This window comes from Moorena bouillonii PNG, assembly GCF_001942495.1.
GTDB lineage: Bacteria > Cyanobacteriota > Cyanobacteriia > Cyanobacteriales > Coleofasciculaceae > Moorena > Moorena bouillonii.
Genome location: NZ_MKZS01000001.1, coordinates 7,541,645 through 7,563,232, shown reverse-complemented (window position 1 = coordinate 7,563,232; position 21,588 = coordinate 7,541,645). Strand labels below are relative to the sequence as shown.

The window sequence follows — 21,588 nt, the reverse complement described above, 5'->3', positions numbered from 1 at the left end:
TACCCCTTAGGTGCGCTTGACCCGTAATTAAATTCGCGCTTTGGTGCGCGCCTCAGAAATTTTTACCTCACAAGTCGTAGAATTTCTATATTTGTTAACGATATGCATCGCTTCTAAACTAGATTGATACCTATTTGATGACACGCCCTATAAAAAATTGACATTGTTAAAATTTTAGTATAGGATAAATTGCTTAGTATTAAATCCGTCTTAGACAAATCCAGCACAAAATATGAGTAACGGCAAGGCACTGCAACCATCCCCCTATTCAAAAAGACAATACAATATTCACCAACCTGGTGACTTTGATGTTGCGGTTAATTATAGTCGTGTGTTGTTGGCAATTGCTGGTGCAGAGGGTGAGCTGGCAGAGGCAGAATTGGATTGGTACATTGATGAGCTGGTTTTGTTCGGATGTACTGAAGAGTATTTGCCAGAAATCAGTAAAGAGTATATTGCCACTGTCAAAAACCTGAATTGGAAAGATGTTAATCTCGAAGAGCTATTGGAGAATATTAATTTTGATTTTCCCATGAATTCGCCCAAGGTTATTTTATATCAAGCGATCAAGATGTGCCGAGCTGATAGAGACTATCATCAAAAGGAGAAGGAAGCCATTCGGAAAGCCGCTCAAATTTTAGGTGTTTCAATTACAGATGTTATTACGATTGAATCACTAGTAGAAATGGAAGATGCAGCAGAGAAATTAAGATATTCTGTGTTAGAAACAATAGGATAGTTTAGATGATTTTAACACACTCTTGTGCTGGCAAATTAAAGTTTGTTATAATCATCCATGTTAATTTATAAACTTCATCGACAATCTTCTAAATTAGTTCAGTTGGGAGACTAACACTTGTCCAAAAAGTACATACATGGCTATTCACATCAAGAACAACAACGCTTAGTTAAACAAGCTCAATATTGGCGGGACAAAGTGCTATTGCGCGATCTCAATTTGTTTCCTACCGAGAATTTGTTAGAAATCGGCTGTGGTACAGGTGCTGTCTTAGGAATAATTCTAGACAGTTTTCCAGATTTGAGAGTAGCTGGAATCGATCTCGAATCTACTCAAATAGAATGCGCTCAGCACTATTTACATACTCTTGGTTTTGAAAACAACATTGATCTGCGTGTAGGTGATGCCATTCAGCTTCCTTGGCCCGATGCCAGTTTTGATCATGTTTATGCCATCTGGTTCTTAGAACATGTCTCAAATCCCAAAGCAATTCTGGAGGAAGCGTACCGTGTCCTCAAGCCAGGCGGTCGAATTACCTTAACTGAAACTGATTACGAAACTCACCTGATTTGGCCGGAATCACCTGATTATCAATATTTACTACAATCTTACCGTGAAATGTTCTTATATGCAGATGGTAATCCCTGTATCGGGCGAATTTTGGGACCACTTTTAAATTCAGTGGGTTTTCGGGAGGTCACTAATATACCATGGGCGTTTTATAACTTTGGTAATACTGAAGATCAAGATCTAGAGAAGTTGGTAGAGTATATGCACTCTTGTATACAACCAACTCTCATGGAAATGACACGAAAACTGGGAAAGGATTATCAAAGGCTAGAAGCCGGTCTAGAATTTTTCCGAAATCTTACGAACCAGCCTGAGTGTGCCGTAGCATTGACAATATATCGGGCATCAGGGAAACGATAGTCAAGTTAAAGACTACAACACTCTTGAATTACTATAAACTACTATAGTAAATAGTAGACTGATGTTTTTGGGTAAATTTTTTAACAAGATATTTTTGTATGGTTACATTTCATTCGGTTTCTCAGAAAGAATCACTAGTGTCTCTGAGTTTTCCTGAGAATAACTCAACTACTCCAGATCGGAATTACCAAAGCCTAGAAGCAGTCATTAATTTTTACGAGCAAAAAGATATAAGAAATGACTACTTCCAGTGGTTGCATTTAAGGCCTATCGATCTTTCCAGCATTTGGTTGCTTCTCCATAATCTTCAGGGGATTACTGCAGATTTTGTCCGCTGGCTCGCTAGTGCTGTGTCTAGAATCGACGATAATGTTATTCGTTGCTTACTTGTAAAACAGCTCTATGATGAACTTGGGAACGGAAATCCTGAACAGTGTCATACTTTACTATATAATCGCTTTTATCATGCCTTTCATCCCTGGCAACCAGAGTCAATTGCTACCGGGAAGATGGATGCTCTGAACATTAGCTCACCTGGGATAAAACTAAGACAACCAGGGTAAGCGCAAGAAAAATTGAGCCAAAATGTGATATAGAGCAAGGATTATGACAATATTAAGCCTTAATTCTCAGGACTATTGCATATTTATATCAATATTGTTGAGAATAATGCGGCCTTATTGATTCTTGCGTTTACCCTGCTAAGACAACGACTAGAAGGCTATTTTAATGCTCCTGATCCGACTATTATCATCGCTGCATTTTTGGTAGAAGAGATTTACGCCAAGAAGTTCATTGAATGTCTCAATGAGCAAATCATGCGGACTCAGGAAATTTCTGATCATGATCTAACTTGGCTCACCTTACATAGCGTGGTAGAAGCGGATCATGCTGGAGATTCTATCCATCTAGCCCGCCGTCTAGATGAGATAGAAGTTTCCCGTAGCCTAGTTTATATGGTGACTGAAGAGGTATGGAATATTTTTATGCGCTTCCAGGATGAGATGTATGCACTCAATCTTGAACTATCTTCAGTAGACATCTGCAGAAAATAGACGAGGTTTAGACGCTTCTGTTATCGATCACTACTTGTGTACCACTACCATTAATCTGAATTATAAATTATATACTCCTACTAAGTCTCTGATTAATGCAGTAGAATTACTATGACTTTCTAGCGCATCCCTTTAATCTTTAAACGGATACGATAAAGACTGTTTCTAGCTGTAATATAAAGGGTTTGGTAGTCACTGTCGCCCCATGCTAAATTAGCGGGGGCTTCTGGCACTTCAATAATGCCCAGTAGGTTGCCGCTGGGATCAAAAATCCAAACTCCCCCAGGTCCAGTACTGTAAACATTGCCTTGGATGTCTACCTTCATACCATCTGCTGCCCCCTCTTTACCTGTAAACATTGCCTTGGATGTCTACCTTCATACCATCTGCTGCCCCCTCTTTACTAGGAGGTTTCAGTTCGGCAAAAAGTTTTCCATTCTCTAACATCCCGTCTGGCTTGACATCAAAAACCCGAATATGACCTCTTTGTGAATCATTCACATATAATTTAGTTTCATCTGGGGAAAAGACAATACCATTAGGGCGAACAAAGTCATCAACTAGCAGGGTTAGTGTGCCATCTGGTGCTAGGCGATAAACACCATAAAACCCTAATTCTTCTTGTTCGGATTTGATGCCATAGGGAGGATCGGTAAAATAGATGCTACCATCTGATTTGACTGCTAGATCGTTGGGACTATTCAGCCGCTTGCCTTGGTAGTGACTAGCTAGAGTTACGATTTGTCCATCTTTCTGTGTTAGGGATAGACGACGATTACTATGTTCGGCAGTAACTAAACGCCCTGAGCGGTCTAACGTATTACCATTAGCATTGCCAGAAGGTTGACGAAAAATCTCGGTTTTTTGCTCTGGTTGCCATTTATAAATGGTATTAGCTGGAATATCACTAAATAGTAGAAAGCCATCGGGATGCCAAACAGGTCCTTCAGTAAATTTAAAACCTCCTGCTACCTTTTCAACTTGAGTATTGGGAGCAATAATTTTTCCTAGATTATTTTGTTTGGTGTAAAATTTATAAACCATTAGGTGTCGGTAAGTTTCACCTGGATTCAAGATAACCGAAGGAAAGTTAGGCTGATTGACTGAGTCAGGAAAATGTTGTGTATCATCATCTAGCTCACCGCTGTTGTCAGGCAAGTGTAATTCAGTAAGAGTCGCACCATAGTTGGTTATCTTAGCTACTAAACCATTGGTATTGGTTAAAGTATAGAGATAAACGTTTTGACCATCTTTAGTCTGGCCAAATTCAATCTTGGTTACAGTTTTGTTTTGTTTGGTCTGGTAGTTATTTGCTGTGGCGTAAGATTGCTCAGGGTTAAATCTCTTGTATAAATCTGCTTTTACTAACAGTACACTCATTACCATTGCGGTAAAGAGTGTGATTGTTTTTAGTAACATTGAGCCAGTAAGCATAGTTTATTTGTTAGTAATTGTAATCTGTTAAAAGTATAATTTATATATTTTTTTTTAGGAAGATAATAGAGGGGCACTGATTCCGCATGCTGGGATGAGAGGTCGCCATTGGTAAGAAGTTAAATACGAATACTTTGTGGTGAACCCTAATGGGTAATCGATAATCGGGAGCCAATTAACTATCACCAACTCACTCAATATAAAATTACTGAAGCTATTTCAGATTAGCCGATAGTTTAGATATCAATAATCCAGGAAAACTCAGGGATTTGACCTAGGGCTGCTAGTAAATGATTGAGTCTGGACAACTAGAAACACGCTGATTTATTATTGGTTCTTATTACTTCTTATTCCTTTTAGGATTAGGCTGAATGGTTACAACCGCCGGACCTTGATTGTACGGACCTTTATTAAAATGAGGAGAGGGCTAGGTTAAGCCTAATCTAATTTCAGTGCAATTATAGCAACTTTAATCCATATTAAGCATTGTTCTTAAAAATTATTTACATACTTTACATATGATACAAGCCTTATCACCAATTACGACTACTGACTTGGGGAGAAACTTGGCGACACTAGGGATTGATTTAATTCGTAAAGCTGGGTGTGAATATGGAGATATCCGTATTTGTACTTACCGTAATCAAAACTTAACCGCACGCGATCGCTCCCTTAGCCAACTCTGTGATAATGTTAGTTCTGGCTTTGGGGTAAGAGTTTTACTAAAGGGCGCTTGGGGCTTTGCGGCTAGTCCCTATAAAACTCCAGAGCAAGTGGAACGAATGGTGGCTTTAGCTGTAGAAATTGCTAAAGGTAGCCGCCTTTCTCAGCAAACACAGGTAAGATTAGCCCCAGTAGAAGCCTATCGCGATAGCTATATTACTCCAATCGAAATTGATCCGTTTACTATACCGATTACTGAGAAAGCCGATTTACTATTGCGTATCAATAATCAATTGCTTAGCTATAGCGATCGCGGAATTAAGAAGGCTTACTCTTTCCTGCGTTTTACTCGTGAAGACAAGATTTTTGCGTCTACTGTTGATTCCCTAATTGAACAAACTATATACCGCAGCTATCCAGGTCTGGGTTGTACAGCAGTTGCCAATGGGGATGCTCAAAGCCGTAGCTATGAGCGTCCACCTTTAAATATCGGTTACGAGCATATTCAAGCTCCAGACCTTTTGAATCAGGTAGAACGGTTAGCAGAAGAAGCAATAGAGAAGGTTCATGCTCCCAAAGGACCTTCTGGTATTCGCAGCACTCTGATTCTCAAGCCTAGTCATCTCCACCTAACAATTCATGAATCGGTGGGACACCCTACGGAACTGGATCGGGTGTACGGCTATGAGTCGAATTTTGCTGGTACTAGCTTTGCGACTACTGATAAATTGGGCAAGTTACAATATGCTGCTCCTTGGGTGAATTTTAAATGCGATCGCACTCAATCGGGGGGACGTAGTACTTTAGGTTATGACGATGAGGGGGTACCAGCACAAGATTGGTATGTTGTCAAGGATGGCATTTTAGTAGACTACCTCACTGACCGGGAAACCGCTTATCGACTAGGTAATGCCAGTAGTAACGGTTGCGCTTACGCCGATAGTTGGTCAAGTGTACCAATGGTGCGGATTCCTAATTTAGGGTTGGAACCGGGAGCAGAGGGAGGAAGTCACTCTGCCACACTATCAGAAATGATTGCTGAGACTGAGGAAGGGATTTTAATTGATGGTAGAGGTAGTTTCTCCATTGACCAGCAGCGACGTAATTTTCAGTTTGGTGGAGATGCTTTCTGGAAGGTGGAGAAAGGTAAAGTAGTGGGCATGCTGAAGGATGTCACCTATCATTCTATGAGTACTGATTTCTGGAATAGTGTTGATGCCATTGGAGTGGCTTCGGAACGGGAGCAGTGTGGTACCCATATGTGTGGTAAAGGCGAACCGATGCAAATTGCTCAAATGACCCATTCTTGTGTGCCGGTGCGGGTGCGCAATATTCAGATTGGGGGATCCTAAATCGTTAATTGTTAATAGTTTTTTTATGGTTAGTTGGGCACCTCGATTAATTAGTGTTAGGTAAAACAGAGGGGAATTTTACTATCCATTACTCAACTCACTATCCAAGATGGAGGAAAAGTATCGGCATTGCTCCATCAAGCAATGCCCTTATTATTTATTATTTCAAATATGAAAAAATTACCTTTTCTGGTTAACCATTCCCAGATTAAGCAACGCCAAAAAATAACGCCCACTCCGTTGGTTACCCCTTCGTAAACTCCCTCGGACTAGACTGCTCAACTCAAGCGGGCTCGGGTGCTATCGCTAATTAGTTTTAGGAAAACGAAACCGTAATAGCGATAGCACCCGATAGCCCGCACAGTCACGAGCAGGCTAGTGATGCGTGGTTGAACTTATCGCAGGGACGGCGATCCACCGCCCAGATTGCAAGGCTGTTTACCAACTGATGGAATGGACGTGATTTATTGATACTGACGAGCGTGCTGCATCCGCAACGCCAGAATGTGTTCACAAGGACCTTTGTACAGCTTATTTTGCTGATACCAATTACAGGTACACTCTGCCCCTATTATACGTTCATCAGGATCAATTGTCAAAGCGGGATTATAGGTTTTGCTTTTATCTCTGACATTTCCCTGTAGCTGGAGTGTACCTTGAGTGTCGTTTACTGAGGTTACTTGTACGGCATTGTTATTTAAGAAGCGGGTTGCTGTTTCTTCTCGCTGATTGGCAAACCGTAACCGTTCCATGGGTAAGGGCTCTCGGGAGAGTTCCCGGACTCGATATACTTGCTTGTTTAAGTCGTAAATGGCTCGTCCGGCTTGGGTGTAAGCTCCTAAGGCACCTAGGACAGCAGTAGGACTTAAGTCTAAGCGCTGGGCAAGACTGTGGGGACTTTCTACCCAGTTTTCTCTGAGTGCGTCAAAAATGAGTTGTTGAGTCCACTGGTCTACATCTGCACGGGGTGCCATTAAGTCAAAGTTCCCAGCTTGAGACCAATCGTTAGCTGTCCATCCTGATAAGCCGAGGGTAAAGGACATATCCCCTAGGTCAGCTACATAAAAGGATGGCATACCGGTTCCGAGTAGGTGAATGGTAAATTTGTTGGCAATGGGGATAAGACGTTCTAGGATGTGGAGGCGGCGGCGTCCCCAAACTCGGATGACCTGTTCTGATGAACCTTGATAGGGCGATCGCGAACAGACTACTTCGATGTTCCAAGGCTCAAATACTATTCGCACGGGTTCTCCTGGTTTGAGATGGTAACGCATTCCCCGTGGGCCAGTTTTTTCTTTGTGGCGACGCAAGACAAAACAGATATTGTGAATATCCATGGGCTGCAAGTCAAAGGTGGTGGCTGGTAAGGCCATGGCGGAACTGACTTGTAGAAATCCTCTTACCCAACTGTCTGGTAGGTCAATTTTGACTTCTTTAAATGCTGCTTCATGGGTGGTTTTTACTTCAAAACCGGAGGGGTCAATTTCAAATTGGGTTGTCTTGTAACTGCGGATTTTTTTAAATTCGTTGTACAGGGCGGCGGAGTAGTCTATGTTTGTTGTACCGCAGGCGAATTCGTTGATAGTTTTAAATACTTCGTAGCTGGCTCCTAGTCGGCCATAACTGGATTCATCTTGGCTGAAACATTCAAAGAAGACTTCATCGGGATGAACGGTAATTACTGGGTCGAGGACAAACCAGGCATCACGGTCTTTCTCATAGAGGTAATTGTAGTACTGCTGTCTGGCTTTATAAAAGGTGGATAATCGTTGATATCGGTTCTGATTTAATTGAGTTAGTTCTGCTTGTAAGGGTTGAATTTTATTGGCGAGGTCTTGGCGTTGTGCAGCTATGATTTGCCAGTCTTGTTGGTCTTGGTTAGCACGCCATTGTTTATACTCAGTTCTGTCTTTGGGTTTGAAGCGTAAATCGGAAACTACTACGTCATGTAGGGCGCTGATGGCTTCTCGAAAGGCTACATTTTTCCCTAATTCACCAATGAAGTAGGTGGGAGGACGCTTGGTGTCTGGGGAGAAGGACATTTGGGTGCTGCTGCCGCGATCGCTAACTGCTGTACTATTTTTATAGGCGTAGTTAAATTCCATAGTTTTTAGGGTGTTGAAGTATTGTTTAAATTCTTAAGAAGGGAATCGGGAATCGGGAATCGGGAATTGGGAATCGGGAATCGGGAATCGGGAATCGGAAACTTCGGATCAGGTAAAAATGCTATGTACCTGGTCTTTTGTTTGCTATCCAAAGCCAGAATAGTTCAATAGAATAGGTCAGTTGATAAGACCAAGTAGGAGTTGATTGTGGAGGTCAAAGCCGCAGTAGCTTTTGAAGCAGGCAAACCGTTATCCATTGAAACGGTTCAGGTAGCGGAACCTAAGGCGGGTGAGGTGATGGTGGAAATTAAAGCAACCGGAGTATGCCATACCGATGCGTATACCCTGTCTGGCGCAGATCCAGAAGGACTATTTCCAGCCATTCTAGGACATGAGGGAGCAGGTTTGACATCTCCCCCGGTTGAAACACGGGGGATTCTACAATGTTGCTACAAGGCAGGTTGAAACCGTGCCTTTTCGCTTCTTGTTCGATATGATCTTTTCAGAGGGGCGACCGATGAAAGGCGCTCATAGGAAGTGGAAAGGGTAAGAGCTTTCCACAGTCCAGGGTTCAGGACTGGTTCCCACTCGAAGGGGCACAGGAACGATGGAATCTCAGGAGAACAAAATCTAGAGATATCCCGAAGTTATGGGTCTCAGAGCTAGAGAGAAAGTAGGAAATTACCGAACCATCGGATAGGTAATAACCGAACAGGGAAAGAATCGAAAAGTTGACAACAGGAACCGTTGGTTAAAGGCACCGTAAAGATCGATATCTCTGATAAATTCGATGATGGAGATATGAGCTCCGAGGTTAGTCTATCCTCTTTTAGACAATCTGAACCTTCAAATGGACTCGGTGTATAGACGGCAACTTGAGATTCGTAACTTCTATGAGCGTAACCGGGTAAGCCGAGATTGAGTCCTTGACCCAATTGACCCAGTCAAATGGAAAAAAGGTAGCCAAATCGTAAGAGGAGGTATAACTCTCAGTCCGGTAGAAGTCTGAACCAAGCAAAGGCCGACATACCGAAAGGAAACGGGAATAAATAACCGGTCGGATAGAGGGAAACCCCTCGCTCGAAAGAGCGCTGAATTTCAGAGCTGATTCCGAGCCAAGAGGAAACTTAGGTTAGTTAACTTTAAAGTGTACATGGAAAAGATAGAACCGACCTCAAAAGAGGTGGGTATCGTAACTGAACACGCCACTGCATGGCACTCCATTAATTGGAAAGAAGCCTACAGACAGGTAAGAAAGCTAAGACAAAGAATTTTCAAGGCAACACGTCAAGGAAACTGGAAGAAGGTAAACAAACTCCAGAGATTAATGCTCAGGAGTTACTCGAACATCCAGGTATCAGTTCGTAAAGCAACCCAGGACAACAAAGGGAAAAGAACGGCGGGAGTAGACAAGGAAAAAGCACTAGAACCTCAAGAAAGAGGAAAAATGGTGGAAACCTTGTCAAATCTCAAAAAATGGAAGCCAAAGCCAACTAAACGCATCTACATACCAAAATCAAATGGCAAGCAGAGGCCACTGGGAATACCCAGTATTACAGACCGATGTATACAAGCCATAACCAAAAACGCTTTGGAACCAGCATGGGAAGCTCAGTTTGAAGCCACATCATACGGTTTTAGACCAGGAAGAGGTACTCATGACGCCCGCCAGAGAATATTCCTCAACATCAACGGAGAAAGAAACAAAAAATGGTGGGTGGTGGAAGCTGACATAAAAGGATGCTTCGATAACATAGCTCATCAACCGTTAATGGAAACCATTGGCAATTTCCCAGCGAGACGACTAATCCAGGAATGGCTGAAGGCAGGATATGTAAACAAAAACACATTCCATCCAACAGAAATGGGTACCCCACAAGGGGGAATAATCAGCCCATTACTGGCCAACATAGCACTACACGGATTGGAAAAAGAACTGGGAATAACCTACAGAAAAGAAAAAACTAAAAAGGGTGAGGACTCTTGGAGGAATAAATCAAATAGAACATTAGTTCGCTTTGCGGATGACTTTGTGATTTTAACAGAATCAGAAGAAGATGCCACGAACGCCAAGGTAATCACCGAAAAATGGTTAGCCAAGAAAGGACTAAATCTATCAGAACAAAAAACCAAAATAACTCACCTATTGGAAGGTTTTGACTTTTTAGGGTGGAATTTTCGGAAGTATAAAACCACAACTAGGAAAAAGGGGTATATAACTCTAATAAAACCATCAAATAAAAGCTTAAAGAGAATCAAGAAGAAGATAAAATGGGAATTCGCTAAGCTAAAAGGAGCATCCGTTCAGCAGCTCATCTGGAAGTTACAACCAATCATAAGAGGTTGGACAAACTACCATAACGGAGTAGTAGCGAAGGAAACATTTAATAAACTAAATGATTACATCTCATGGAAGCTAGTAAGATGGTGCAAGAGGAGATCCCCAAAAAAAGACTGGAAGTGGATAAAAGAAAAACACTTCGGATGTTTCTGTCCCGGAAGAGAAGACAAACAGGTCTTTGGAAGTAAAGAACAATACCTGGATAAAGCACCATGGACGAAGATAACTAGACACACATTAGTCACCTATGATTACTCGCCAGACAATCCAAATCTACAAGAATACTGGAGAAAGAGGAAAGAAAGGCAAAGTAAGAAAACGGCTGAAGGTAGACTGCCAAAAGGCAGGAACAAAATAGCCCTAAGGCAAAAATACAAATGTCCATATTGTGGACAACAACTAGGGGACTACGATAGGGTACATCTACACCACATTGTTCCTAAGGAACATGGGGGACAAGACAAATACAACAATCTAGTATACGTCCATGAGGAATGCCATCGAACCATCCATGCCTTGGGGGCAACTAAACCCTTCATACAGACAAGACTGTATGAAGGGATAAAAACCCCTCCTAAAAACCGGATACAAAAACCAAAAGGTACAAAACCGGGTAATAAGGAAAAGAGTTGCACAAAATAACGTGTCGTTTCGGAGTTGGTTGCGCCGTGTACTTGGAGACTTGTTCGCACGGTGCTTAGGGGGCGAAGAGGGAGTAATCCCTCTGACCTACCCAATAGTCCAACTTATACCGTTGTGGCAGGTTCAAAGCTGCCCTACCGACCTTAGCCAGACTGAGGTCTAGCTGTGTCGCTACCTTTCTCAAAATATTGGCCGCGCCATTACAATCGGAGTTAATTAATTGTTTTCTAGCTGACTGATACAAGCCACGCCTAACGCGCTTCCCCGCTGCTTTCCACCCTCCGGGTTTCTCACCAAATGTAGGTAGAAAATCATTGTCTAGGAAACTTGCTTTACTTGTATAACTTTCCTCTGTTTCTATAAAATTAATACCATGTTGATCGCATAATTGTTGAATACGATTTTTAAGCCTTGCCGTGGGAATCTGAACAAACTCCTGATTATTCTTTTTGCCGATATTAATCTTGTCTTTGTTACGCTGGTTCCACCCAAATATGACAGTACAAACTTGATTTATTAAGCACCAATTGATAACCAATCTTGCCGCTTTGTTGATGTTGTCGCGCATTTGACGGTTTCGTCTTTCAGTGATAGAAGCCAACCTCTCATCCCAATAATCTTGAGGCTTGTCTTTCTTGATTTTTGCTACCTGTTTGTTATACCACTGGTTTTGAGACTTTATCTTTCGCCCGTCAACAATGAAAGACTTTCCAGTAGTAGAGACGCAAGTCAGCCAATTATTTAACCCTGGATCTATCCCTATAGCATGAGGGCTATGATTTATTGGGGGGAGATCAGATTGTTTATAGACGAACTCCAAGTAAAAACAACCATTGCGAGGAACAAAACGGAATTCTTTTATTGATTTAAACTCCAGGTTAGACGGCATTGGTAAAAGGAAGTGATCGATTCCAAACCAAGCCTTTACTTGCTTTCCTAAAGGGAATTTAAGTTGGTTGTCAACCAGTTTAACCCATCTAGCTGGATAAGTTACTACTGCCAGCCCGCCCTTTTTTCTATACTTGGGCACCCTGGGTTGATATTTTAATTGCCCAGACCTGTATAGCTTTGATAGCGCTCTATAGGACTTAAAGGATTCTATTACTCCATGCAATGTCTGCTGAGCACAGGCTGAACGCATCGCCCTAAAATGAACATTGCTTTTAAGTAATTTGTCTAACTCGTATTTTTTTACGTATTTTCCAGTTTTAAATAGTATTTGACGGCAGTAGTATGTTGCACAATTAGTTAGTTTATTAGCTTCGGAGCAAATGAATTCTAATATAGCCTTGGTATCAGCGTCCCTTCTTATCAAATGCTGTTGACATCCGTACATTATGTTTCTCACCTCCTTGTTTATATGATATAACGAGCATCGGGATAAATCCCGGGTCGCTCCACAACCACCCCAGCGATCAATCCCATAGCCTATGGCTACGCTGCGCGAACGCTGGGGTGGCTAACCCTCGCTCTTATCTTCTAGGTTTTTGCTGACCACACCCGAGTTGGTAATCCCCACAAGTAGATGAAACCCTCAGCAGCCTTGTGGTCAAACTGGTCTTCTGAGGTGTAGGTAGCCAGTTCCAGAGTGTAGAGAGAATTCTCTGACTGACGTCCTACAATTATGGCATTACCCTTGAAAAGTTTAACCTTAACTGTACCGGATACCCGCTCCTGGGTTTTTTGAATGAAAGCATCCAAAGCATCCTTAAGGGGACTGTACCACAAGCCTTTGTAGACCATTTGACTGTAGGTGTCTTCAATCCCTCGCTTGTACTGGGTAACATCAGCAGTCAAGGTCAGACTTTCCAAGTCACGATGAGCTTGGAGCAACACCGATAGGGCTGGTGTTTCGTAAATTTCTCGGCTTTTGATACCAACTACCCGGTTCTCAATCATGTCAATCCGTCCCACACCGTGATTGCCAGCTAACTCGTTGAGTTGACTAATCAAAGTAACCGGATCAAGGAGATTACCGTTAAGTATAGTGGGAACACCCCCCTCAAAGCCGATTTCAATATACTCTGGCTCGTTTGGTGTATTTGCGATCGCTTTTGTCATGGCATAAACTTCCTCTGGTGGTTCTACCATCGGATCTTCAAGCACCCCCGCTGCAATACTCCGCCCTAGCAGGTTACGGTCAATGCTGTAGGGGGAAGACTTTTTCACTGGTGAGGGAATACCAAAGCGCTCACCATATGCGATCGCATCTTCACGAGAGAAACCCCACTCCCTAGCTGGTGCCAATATTTTCAAGTTGGGGTTAAGGGCGATAATCGACACATCAAAACGCACTTGGTCATTGCCCTTACCGGTACAACCATGAGCTACCGCATCTGCACCATATTTTTCAGCAGTCTCCACCAATAATTTAGCAATCAGCGGACGAGCCAGAGCAGTAGAGAGGGGATAGCTACTTTCATAAAGAGCATTAGCCTGAATAGCTGGAAACGCATAGTCCTTGACAAAGGTGTAGGTCGCATCAGCAACCAAGGATTCTGTTGCCCCAGCGTCCAAGGCTTTTTGTCTGATTGGTTCTAGTTCATCTCCCTGACCTAAATTTGCCGCTAGGGTGATCACCTCCTTGACTCCCCATTCTTCTTTGAGATAAGGGATACAAACCGACGTATCTACGCCACCGGAATATGCTAGAATAACTTTGTCAGCACGGCTCATGAGAATTTTACCCTGTGGAAAACAACAAAATATCTATTCTATCCACATATTTCCAGAATAGGGTTGCTCAATTGCCACAAAATTCTAATCGTAATCAGCTTCAACAGTATCAATCCAAGCCAAACTAGTCCCTGGATAATAGTTGCCTAAAATTTCTTGATAGGTGTAACCCTGCTTAGCCAAGTCACGAGCTCCGGTTTGACTCATACCCTGACCACCAAATACATTTTTGACAATATGGTCAGAAGCCGCGTACAAGGATTCTACCACCCCACCTTTGTAACTTAGAAAAATGCCGCGAGTTTCTTGAACTGCCTGAGCCGTGGTGTTCCACTCATATTTGATTCCTTTGTAAACTTGCCAACGCTGAGTGTTTCCCAAATCATAGAACTTACTAGCGGGTCGAATCGCATGAACCAAAGCATAGGAGCGAGCAGCAATGGCTTGTGCTTTCAGAGCTGCCATTGGCCAACTAGGATACACTTCCGCTCCCACCACCGAAGTCAGGTAAAGCTCAAGGTCAACGTAGTTTACTGCCAAGATGCTATCTCCCTTAGAAATCAATAGCAAATCCCCTCGATACCAGCGATTTCCCACTAATACATACCCTCCGTTAGTTGGCTTCACCCAAAGCCCTGCGGGGGTCTTATAGTTACCAATTTGAATATAGTCCCCTAATGGTTTAACATTACTTCCCTGATTGGCCGTTAGTTTACCCAGGGGCTGACCCCTAGCATCTAGCAACTCACCCGGTGTTGAAGTAGCCACTACCAGAGACTTAACACCATTGGCTACAGCAACTCGCATTTCTAAGATCGGAGCATCATTCAATGGCTTTGGTGCTGGTTGCTGATTTTTGGTAGCTCCTTCAGAGTGGCTGGGCGGCTGGTTGTTATGATTATAAGACTCAGTCTTGGCTGATTGATCTGATTTATCCTGGGATTTATCCTTGGTAGTAGCAGTAGATTGTTTCGTGTCTTGCTTGCTAGAGGTTGATGCTTGGGTAGCTTTAGTTTGGGCTAGGGTTGCTGAAGGTGGTGACTTAGAGACAGTGGAATTCTCATCCTTGGGGGTAGGAGATGGGGATGGTGTTGGAGTTGTGGCGGTAGATGTTAGTTCGGATGTGGGAGTATCCTCTTGGTTAGACAGCCCATCCGACTCAGGGGAAACTTGATCTGGGGAATTTGGAGCAGAAGACGTTGAGGAAGATGTTTCTAACTCAGAGCCAGGTGACAGGGATTTCGCTAAGACTAAAGGTACAGATAGGGCAATTGAAAATAGGGCAATTGACCACAACACTGATTTCGTCATTTGTAATTAAAATTAAACACTTGCTTCACCGGCTATTACACTATATAATACAGCATTCCTATTGGAATTCTGGATAGTGACAGACAGCTTATCCCTTTCTTAGCTTCCGCCAAAATTCATCCCACATCTCAACACTTCGTTTTGAGTGTGGGATGAATTTTGGACAAACTCTTTCACAAAAAACCGGCACGATGTGTCAAAGTGTATTTACTGACAAGCAAAGCTTAAAATGCTAGCATGTTGGTGAAACGTTTTTACAAAAAAGTAAAAAAAAATATATAGAGCAGAGGCCGATGGAAGATGAATCAGGTAATTGCTAGTTAACACTAAAGCTTTGATCCTCCCAAAGATCGGCAGGGGGTCAACCCTCAACCTTGGCCTTTGGCCACGCTTCGCGAACAACCTTCAACCTTCAACCTTCAACCCTCAACCTTGGCCTTTGGCCACGCTACGCGAACAACCCTCAACCCACCCTACTTCGGACGCCAAGAGCGAACAACCTTCCACAATCACTTACTTTCGCCCAGTCAGCCAATAGGTGATCATCTCTCCTTTGCCCTTCACATTAATAATTCCTCGCTCTTCAAACAAATACTTGTCTCTTAAACGCTCGTAAGTGGCAGCAGTAACTTGAATTCTCCCAGGTTCCCCTTGAGAGTCCATCCGAGATGCCACATTAACCGCATCCCCCCACAAATCATAAATAAACTTCTGGATACCGATCACCCCAGCTACCACAGGACCAGTGTTAATCCCGATGCGCAGGCGGAATGGTTCTCCATCATCCCGCTGGAAACGAGTAATTTCCTGTTGCAGATCCAATGCCATGTTTGCGATCGCTTCTGAATGGTCATCCCTAGGGTTAGGTAGACCACCAACAACCATATAGGCATCTCCAATGGTCTTAATTTTCTCTAATCCATGGTGCTGCGCTAGTTGGTCAAAGCTTGAGAAAATTTGATTAAGTAGATTAACCAATTCTGTGGGAGAGATGCGAGCAGAAAGCTTGGTAAACTCCACAATATCAGCAAACAGAATTGTTACTTCCTCAAAGCGATTCGCAATAGCTTTTGGCTCTTGTTTTAATCGTTGGGCGATGGAGTGAGGCAAAATATTCAACAACAAATGTTCCGACTTTTCTTGTTCAGCTCTCAGTGCTGCTTCTGCCTGTTTGCCCTTGGTAATGTCGGCGACAGTGCCTTCGTAGTACAGTAGTTTCCCTTCAGCATCACGCACAACACGAGCATTCTGGGATGTCCAGATGATTTGGCCATCTTGTCGATAAACCCTAGCTTCAAAATCCGAGATAGCACCATGCTCCTCAACCGCAGCAATAAACTCAGCATAGCTGTTCGGGTTGACATAGAGTTGCTGTTCAATATCGGTCACTTTAGCCACTATTTCTTCTGGGCTAGAGTAGCCATACATCCGAGCTAAAGCTGGATTAACACTCAGGTACCGCCCATCCGGTGTAATCTGAAAAATCCCCTCAGCCACATTTTCAAAGATGCTACGATACTTCTCTTCAGCTTCCTGGAGTGCATCTAGAACCCGTTTGCGCTCGGTAATATTACGGGCGACCCAAATCACACAATTGTTTGGCAGGGGTGAGACACTCGCAGCAAACCACACCTGGGAATTATCACCTCTTAATGAAGTATGAAAAAGTTTGTCAGTTTGCCCCACTAGCTTTTGGCCATTGAATTCGTAAAGTTTTTCATACTCAGATAAAGTGTGAAATGATTTGTTAGTTTGATGCACTATATTATCGGAATCGAAGTCCGAATGTTTTTGGCCATTCAAGTTTGATTTAGAACTAATTGCATCCTTAATACTTCCTACTTTATAATTTCCTATGGGTAAGCTGTATTCTATATTCAGGGTTTGTTTAGTATCTAAGACTTGCCGGATATGGGTGACAAAAATTTCAGCTTGCTTGGGGGGCAAAACCTCGTAGACACTCTTACCAAGTAGTTCGGTCGTTGGACTATATAAAACCTCAGAATTGGTCGAGACTACTTTCATGTATCGTCCTTCAGGATCAAAAACAGTAATCACATCGGTCATCGCTCCAAACAGCACCCGCAACTCAGCTTCGGATTTACGTAGTGCTGCTTCGATGTGCTTGCGCTCTACAATCTCAATCCGTAGTTGATGATTGGCGTCCCGTAGTGCTGCTGTTCGTTCCTCCACTCGGGTTTCTAACACTTCATTGGCTTTTTGCAAGGCTTCCTGAGCTTGCTTACGCTCAGAAATGTCTTCCACAGTACCTTCGTAATAGAGCAAATTGCCATATTCATCTTTAATGACACGGGCATTTTCGCAAATCCAAGTCAAACTGCCATCCTGGCGATAGACTTGGGACTCGAAATCTACAATTACACCATTTTCTTCTAATAACTGGATGAATTGGGAGCGACGGTTCGGATCAACATAAAGTTGCTGCTCAATATTAGAGACACTATTAATTAATACTTCTGGGGACTCATAACCATAGATGCGAGCTAAAGCTGGGTTGGCACTAAGGTAACCTCCTGACGGGGTGGTTTGGAAGATACCTTCTACAGAATTTTCAAAGATATTGCGATATTTCGCTTCAGCTTGCCTCAGGGCTTCTTCAGCTTGCCGACGCTCGGTAATATCAATCCCAATAGTGAAAGCAACTGAGCCTTGATGGTACTTCTGGGCAACAATCACATAATTGTGCTTTTCGTTATTGACGATAGCCGACACCTCTCGGCAAGCATCTTGCTCTGAGCTAGCAAAAAACTCCTTGACAAAGTCATTAAACTCTGAGCTAGCCTCAAGAAACCCAATGTCTTGACCCACAAAAGCCTCTGGGGGCAAGTGAAACGTTTTGGCTAAATGGTGATTCACACCCAAGTAGCGCAAATCCGAGCTAATCCAAGAGACAATCCCCGGTACTGCCTCCAACACGGCCTGTAACTGATCTTTGGTCTTGCGCAGGTCATCAAGGGCCTGCTGACGTTCGGTAATATCAATCCCAACGGTGAAAGCAGCTGAGCCTTGATGGTACTTCTGGGCAACAATTACATAGTTTCGCTTTTCGTCATTGACGATAGCCGAGACTTCTCGGCAAGCATCTTGTTCTGGAGTGGCAAAAAACTCCTTGACAAAGTCATTAAACTCTGAGCTAGCCTGAAGAAAACCAATGTCTTGACCCACAAACCCCTCTGAGGGCAAGTTAAAGGTTTTGGCTAAATGGCGATTCACACCTAGGTATTGCAAATCCGAGTTAATCCAAGAGACAATCCCCGGTACTGCTTCCAAAACCGCCTGTAACTGATCTTTAGCTGCCCTGAGTTCTTCTTGAGCTTGCTCACGCTCTCGCACCTCCGTCATTAGCTGAGCATTAGATGCTTTTAAGTCAGCTGTGCGTTGTTCAACCTTTAGCTCTAGCTCATCGAAGGCTTTCTGGAGTTCTGCTTCAATTCGTCGCCGCTCAACTATTTCATGTTTCAACTGTTCCGTTGCCATTTCTAATGCTTGTGCATTGGTCTCGAAATACCTAGCTTTTTCAATCCATTGAGACACCTCAGCCAATAATTCAATCACCACATTTGTGCTGTAGGGTTCGATCAATGGTGTCCCACTAGACGACCGATTGTATTGGTGAGTTTGTGTATCACAGGCACAGTTATAGGTTTCAACCCCTAACCAGGGTAGGGGTTTAATCGGACGTTCACTGGTAAAGACAATTTCAAATTGTCCAGTAGGCAAAATCCGCCCAATCCGGCATGTTTTACCAATATGGTGATTCGGTTCGATTTGGACTAATCCTCCGGGAGCATCAAATTTCTGACCATAAGCTGCCACCCGTACCCGGTCTACTTCAAATGATTGAGCGGATTCCACGGCTTGTTTCCAAAGGTAAACCTGGGCGTAGGCGGCTTCAATGGGGTCACTAGTCACTCGGTTAGCTCCGTAACGACGCTGAAAATTCTGGACAAACCGTTGATTATTAGGAGTGTTCAGACTCTGGAAATAGCTCCAGCTGGCATAATGTCCCGCCGCTGTATCCCCTATCCTTTGGAGTTCCGCCTCAGCCACACTCACTGCCATAATCGGAATGTCATCAGCTGTAATTCCAGAGGATTTGTACTGGCGATAGAAGGCTACATTACTGTCACCATTGAGGGTGTTGAAGACCACATCTGGTTGAACCTGTTTAATTTTGGTGATCACCTCTCCCATATCTTGAGTGCCTAGAGCCATGTAATCTTCCCCAACCACTGTTCCCCCCAGTTGTTTCAGTTGCGCTTTAATAATCTTGTTGGCAGTCAGGGGGAAAATATAGTCGCTACCGATCAGATAAAATCGCTTACCGTAATTTTTCACCAGCCAGTTCACCGCTGGCTCAATTTGTTGATTTGGACAAGACCCGGTATAAAAAATATTGGGGGAACATTCCAGACCCTCATATTGTAGGGGGTACCATAGCAGAGAATTTAACACCTCGAATACAGGCAAAACTGCCTTACGAGAAGCAGACGTCCAGCAGCCAAAGACTGTGGCTACCTGATCCTGTTGAATCAGTTTTCTGGCCTTGCTCTCAAATTCCGCTGAGTTCGATGCGCCATCCTCAACGATCGCTTCGATAGTTTGACCAAGAACTCCTCCGGTTTGGTTAATTTCTGCGATCGCCATCAGCTCAGCTTCCACCAGGGGGGCTTCGCTAATTGCCATAGTACCTCTTAAGGAATGCAATATACCAACTCGTATACAGGGGTTATCAGTGTTGAAACTTGGCATTGCTTAAATTCCTGCAATATTTATTTGCAAATCTTTAACTTTTAATCACCCATCAGCCTCTCACTCTGGGTTTATCTAGCAACCCCAGGCGACGTGACCTACTATTAAATAATCAATGTTATATAAGTGCGAATGTAGCGAGCACCCTGATTAAGTCAGGATAAAACCGTGTTAGGGGAGGAATTTCCGTGAGGGTAAAGGAAATATTTTCGGGTCAACCTGTTAACTACCTACACAACCCATCGAAGATGACTTAGTTTCTGGGGCAGTTGTGGTTATAGAAGTAAAATTTAGAGAATCAAGAGAAAAGTGGCAAAATTTAGGAAAAATTTCGAAATTTTAGTTTTAATTTCCATCTTTTATTCCCTCCCACCATTTACCTCTTCCCGATTAAGTCAATTACACTGCACCTCAACCAATTAGTACAACAATAATATAAATAACTTAAAATTTCCTGTGAACTTATATTTCAATATAACGACTATACAATTCTTTACAAATCTCTGATGTCTCTTTGGATACTATCACTGAAAAAATTTTGTTTGGCGTTGCTGATAAAAGTGAACTCATCCCACCACTCAAGTAGATGATATATAGAGTTATGAGATAAGCATTCAGCCAACAGAGGTCAGCGGTCAGCCGTGAGCTAAAGGCTCACGCTACTTGAGGTGCTTTGTGGCACAGGCTTTGGCCAAAGCCTTTGGCCACGCTACGCGAATGGCCACGCTACGCGAATGGCCACGCTGTGCGAACGACGCTGGGACGTAACGGCCAATGGCTGATACCTGAATGCTTAGTTTAAAAAGACAATTTTAGCACAACAATTACCGAATATACCAAATAATTAATAAATTGTATACTAGTTTACTGGTTAAATTACTATCCTATCAAATTTCGATCAAAGCTCCCGATTCCCTAAAATTTTTTAATGGTTTTGTCGAAGGGCTACTATTATACTCGGTTTAAGTCCCAAATAGGTTAATTTTTTAATAAATTTTAACCTGATTTACTGGTTAAAATATAATGCTATCAAATTTAGACCAAAATCATCGATTTTATAACATTTATTAACGTTTATTTGGCTAGGGCATTAATTATACTATATTTATTTACTATTGAGTTATTAGTTTTTATTATTTTTTTTTTAAAATATATAATTATCTCAAATATAAACGCTAGATTTTTACCGGATTTTCGCAAATACCTAGTTCAGCTAAGTGCTTTCACACTCTAGATTTAAGGTGATTTAGGCAGGTCACATCTGGTCATTGTTCAAGGTATTTTTAATCACATTCCATAAAAAAAAATTTTTTGTGATGCAAAAAGTGTGAGATACTAAGCCAAGCGTGAATAAAACTTGCAGCACTAAAGTTTAAACTTCAATATAAGTGGAGCATTAATGAAATATTTGAGAGCAAATCGCTCCAAGGGCAGTCAGGACACTGCCCAGATTGGGAAGCGATTATTCAATGCGGTGACGGCGTCCTACTAACGATCACCTTAACTCTAAACAGAGTTTGAAGATGAAGCGTTAGAGTACGCTTGATCGACAATAACTCAGTAATGA

At 42.7% G+C, this 21,588-nt stretch carries 15 protein-coding genes and 1 pseudogene; 8 read left to right on the top strand and 8 right to left on the bottom strand.

Features of this window, described 5'->3' with window-relative positions; translation table 11 throughout:
* The first annotated feature begins 232 nt into the window (after nucleotides 1-232).
* From BJP37_RS30840 to BJP37_RS30825, 4 genes are all read left to right on the top strand, one after another.
* Nucleotides 233-739 (top strand): TerB family tellurite resistance protein, encoded by a 507-nt coding sequence (locus tag BJP37_RS30840; RefSeq protein ID WP_075904648.1) that lies wholly within the window; start codon nucleotides 233-235, stop codon nucleotides 737-739.
* Between the two features lie 117 nt (nucleotides 740-856).
* Nucleotides 857-1,669, top strand: a complete 813-nt coding sequence (locus tag BJP37_RS30835) for a class I SAM-dependent methyltransferase (protein WP_075904647.1) — start codon at nucleotides 857-859, stop codon at nucleotides 1,667-1,669.
* Nucleotides 1,670-1,767: 98 nt separating this feature from the next.
* On the top strand, nucleotides 1,768-2,232 hold the full coding sequence (locus tag BJP37_RS30830; protein WP_075904646.1) for an iron-containing redox enzyme family protein: 465 nt from the start codon (nucleotides 1,768-1,770) through the stop codon (nucleotides 2,230-2,232).
* 75 nt (nucleotides 2,233-2,307) lie between these two features.
* On the top strand, nucleotides 2,308-2,724 hold the full coding sequence (locus BJP37_RS30825) for a hypothetical protein (protein ID WP_075904644.1): 417 nt from the start codon (nucleotides 2,308-2,310) through the stop codon (nucleotides 2,722-2,724).
* 119 nt (nucleotides 2,725-2,843) lie between these two features.
* On the opposite strand, the gene BJP37_RS44460 is transcribed toward BJP37_RS30825, so the two are convergent.
* Entirely contained in the window at nucleotides 2,844-3,083 is a 240-nt protein-coding gene (locus tag BJP37_RS44460) for an SMP-30/gluconolactonase/LRE family protein (protein WP_330359478.1), read from the bottom strand.
* Nucleotides 3,070-4,143 (bottom strand): SMP-30/gluconolactonase/LRE family protein, encoded by a 1,074-nt coding sequence (locus BJP37_RS44455; protein ID WP_330359477.1) that lies wholly within the window; start codon nucleotides 4,141-4,143, stop codon nucleotides 3,070-3,072. The genes BJP37_RS44460 and BJP37_RS44455 overlap by 14 nt, the downstream gene beginning before the upstream one ends.
* 533 nt (nucleotides 4,144-4,676) lie before the next feature.
* Here BJP37_RS44455 and BJP37_RS30815 point away from each other — a divergent pair.
* A complete protein-coding gene (locus tag BJP37_RS30815; protein WP_075904642.1) occupies nucleotides 4,677-6,173 on the top strand; it encodes a TldD/PmbA family protein in 1,497 nt (498 codons plus the stop codon).
* 464 nt (nucleotides 6,174-6,637) lie between these two features.
* On the opposite strand, the gene BJP37_RS30810 is transcribed toward BJP37_RS30815, so the two are convergent.
* The gene (locus tag BJP37_RS30810; protein WP_075904640.1) at nucleotides 6,638-8,278 is read right to left on the bottom strand and encodes an SWIM zinc finger family protein; all 1,641 of its coding nucleotides are present in this window, start codon (nucleotides 8,276-8,278) and stop codon (nucleotides 6,638-6,640) included.
* A gap of 5 nt (nucleotides 8,279-8,283) precedes the next feature.
* On the bottom strand, nucleotides 8,284-8,430 hold the full coding sequence (locus BJP37_RS40330) for a hypothetical protein (protein WP_158069833.1): 147 nt from the start codon (nucleotides 8,428-8,430) through the stop codon (nucleotides 8,284-8,286).
* A 55-nt stretch (nucleotides 8,431-8,485) separates the two neighbouring features.
* Between BJP37_RS40330 and BJP37_RS30805 the strand changes: the two are divergent.
* Both BJP37_RS30805 and ltrA read left to right on the top strand, forming a co-directional pair.
* Nucleotides 8,486-8,686 (top strand): annotated as a pseudogene (locus BJP37_RS30805) (alcohol dehydrogenase catalytic domain-containing protein); the annotation flags it as partial.
* Nucleotides 8,687-9,431: 745 nt separating this feature from the next.
* Nucleotides 9,432-11,261 carry a group II intron reverse transcriptase/maturase gene (ltrA, locus tag BJP37_RS30800; RefSeq protein WP_075904637.1) on the top strand — a complete coding sequence of 610 codons (1,830 nt, stop codon included), beginning with the start codon at nucleotides 9,432-9,434 and terminating at the stop codon, nucleotides 11,259-11,261.
* Between the two features lie 55 nt (nucleotides 11,262-11,316).
* Here ltrA and BJP37_RS30795 read toward each other — a convergent pair whose 3' ends face one another.
* The 3 genes from BJP37_RS30795 to BJP37_RS30785 all read right to left on the bottom strand — a co-directional run bounded on the left by BJP37_RS30795 (nucleotide 11,317) and on the right by BJP37_RS30785 (nucleotide 15,248).
* Nucleotides 11,317-12,597: an RNA-guided endonuclease InsQ/TnpB family protein gene (locus BJP37_RS30795; protein ID WP_081431389.1), complete on the bottom strand. Its 1,281-nt coding sequence runs from the start codon at nucleotides 12,595-12,597 to the stop codon at nucleotides 11,317-11,319.
* 143 nt (nucleotides 12,598-12,740) lie between these two features.
* A complete protein-coding gene (locus tag BJP37_RS30790; protein ID WP_075904635.1) occupies nucleotides 12,741-13,937 on the bottom strand; it encodes an argininosuccinate synthase in 1,197 nt (398 codons plus the stop codon).
* A gap of 84 nt (nucleotides 13,938-14,021) precedes the next feature.
* Nucleotides 14,022-15,248 (bottom strand): SpoIID/LytB domain-containing protein, encoded by a 1,227-nt coding sequence (locus tag BJP37_RS30785; protein WP_075904634.1) that lies wholly within the window; start codon nucleotides 15,246-15,248, stop codon nucleotides 14,022-14,024.
* Between the two features lie 334 nt (nucleotides 15,249-15,582).
* On the opposite strand from BJP37_RS30785, the gene BJP37_RS37850 reads away from it, so the two are divergent.
* Nucleotides 15,583-15,786, top strand: a complete 204-nt coding sequence (locus BJP37_RS37850) for a hypothetical protein (protein WP_143727875.1) — start codon at nucleotides 15,583-15,585, stop codon at nucleotides 15,784-15,786.
* Here the strand turns inward: BJP37_RS37850 and urtA are convergent.
* Nucleotides 15,762-20,021 carry an urea ABC transporter substrate-binding protein gene (gene urtA / locus BJP37_RS35065; RefSeq protein WP_081431388.1) on the bottom strand — a complete coding sequence of 1,420 codons (4,260 nt, stop codon included), beginning with the start codon at nucleotides 20,019-20,021 and terminating at the stop codon, nucleotides 15,762-15,764. The genes BJP37_RS37850 and urtA overlap by 25 nt on opposite strands.
* Nucleotides 20,022-21,588: the final 1,567 nt, after the last annotated feature.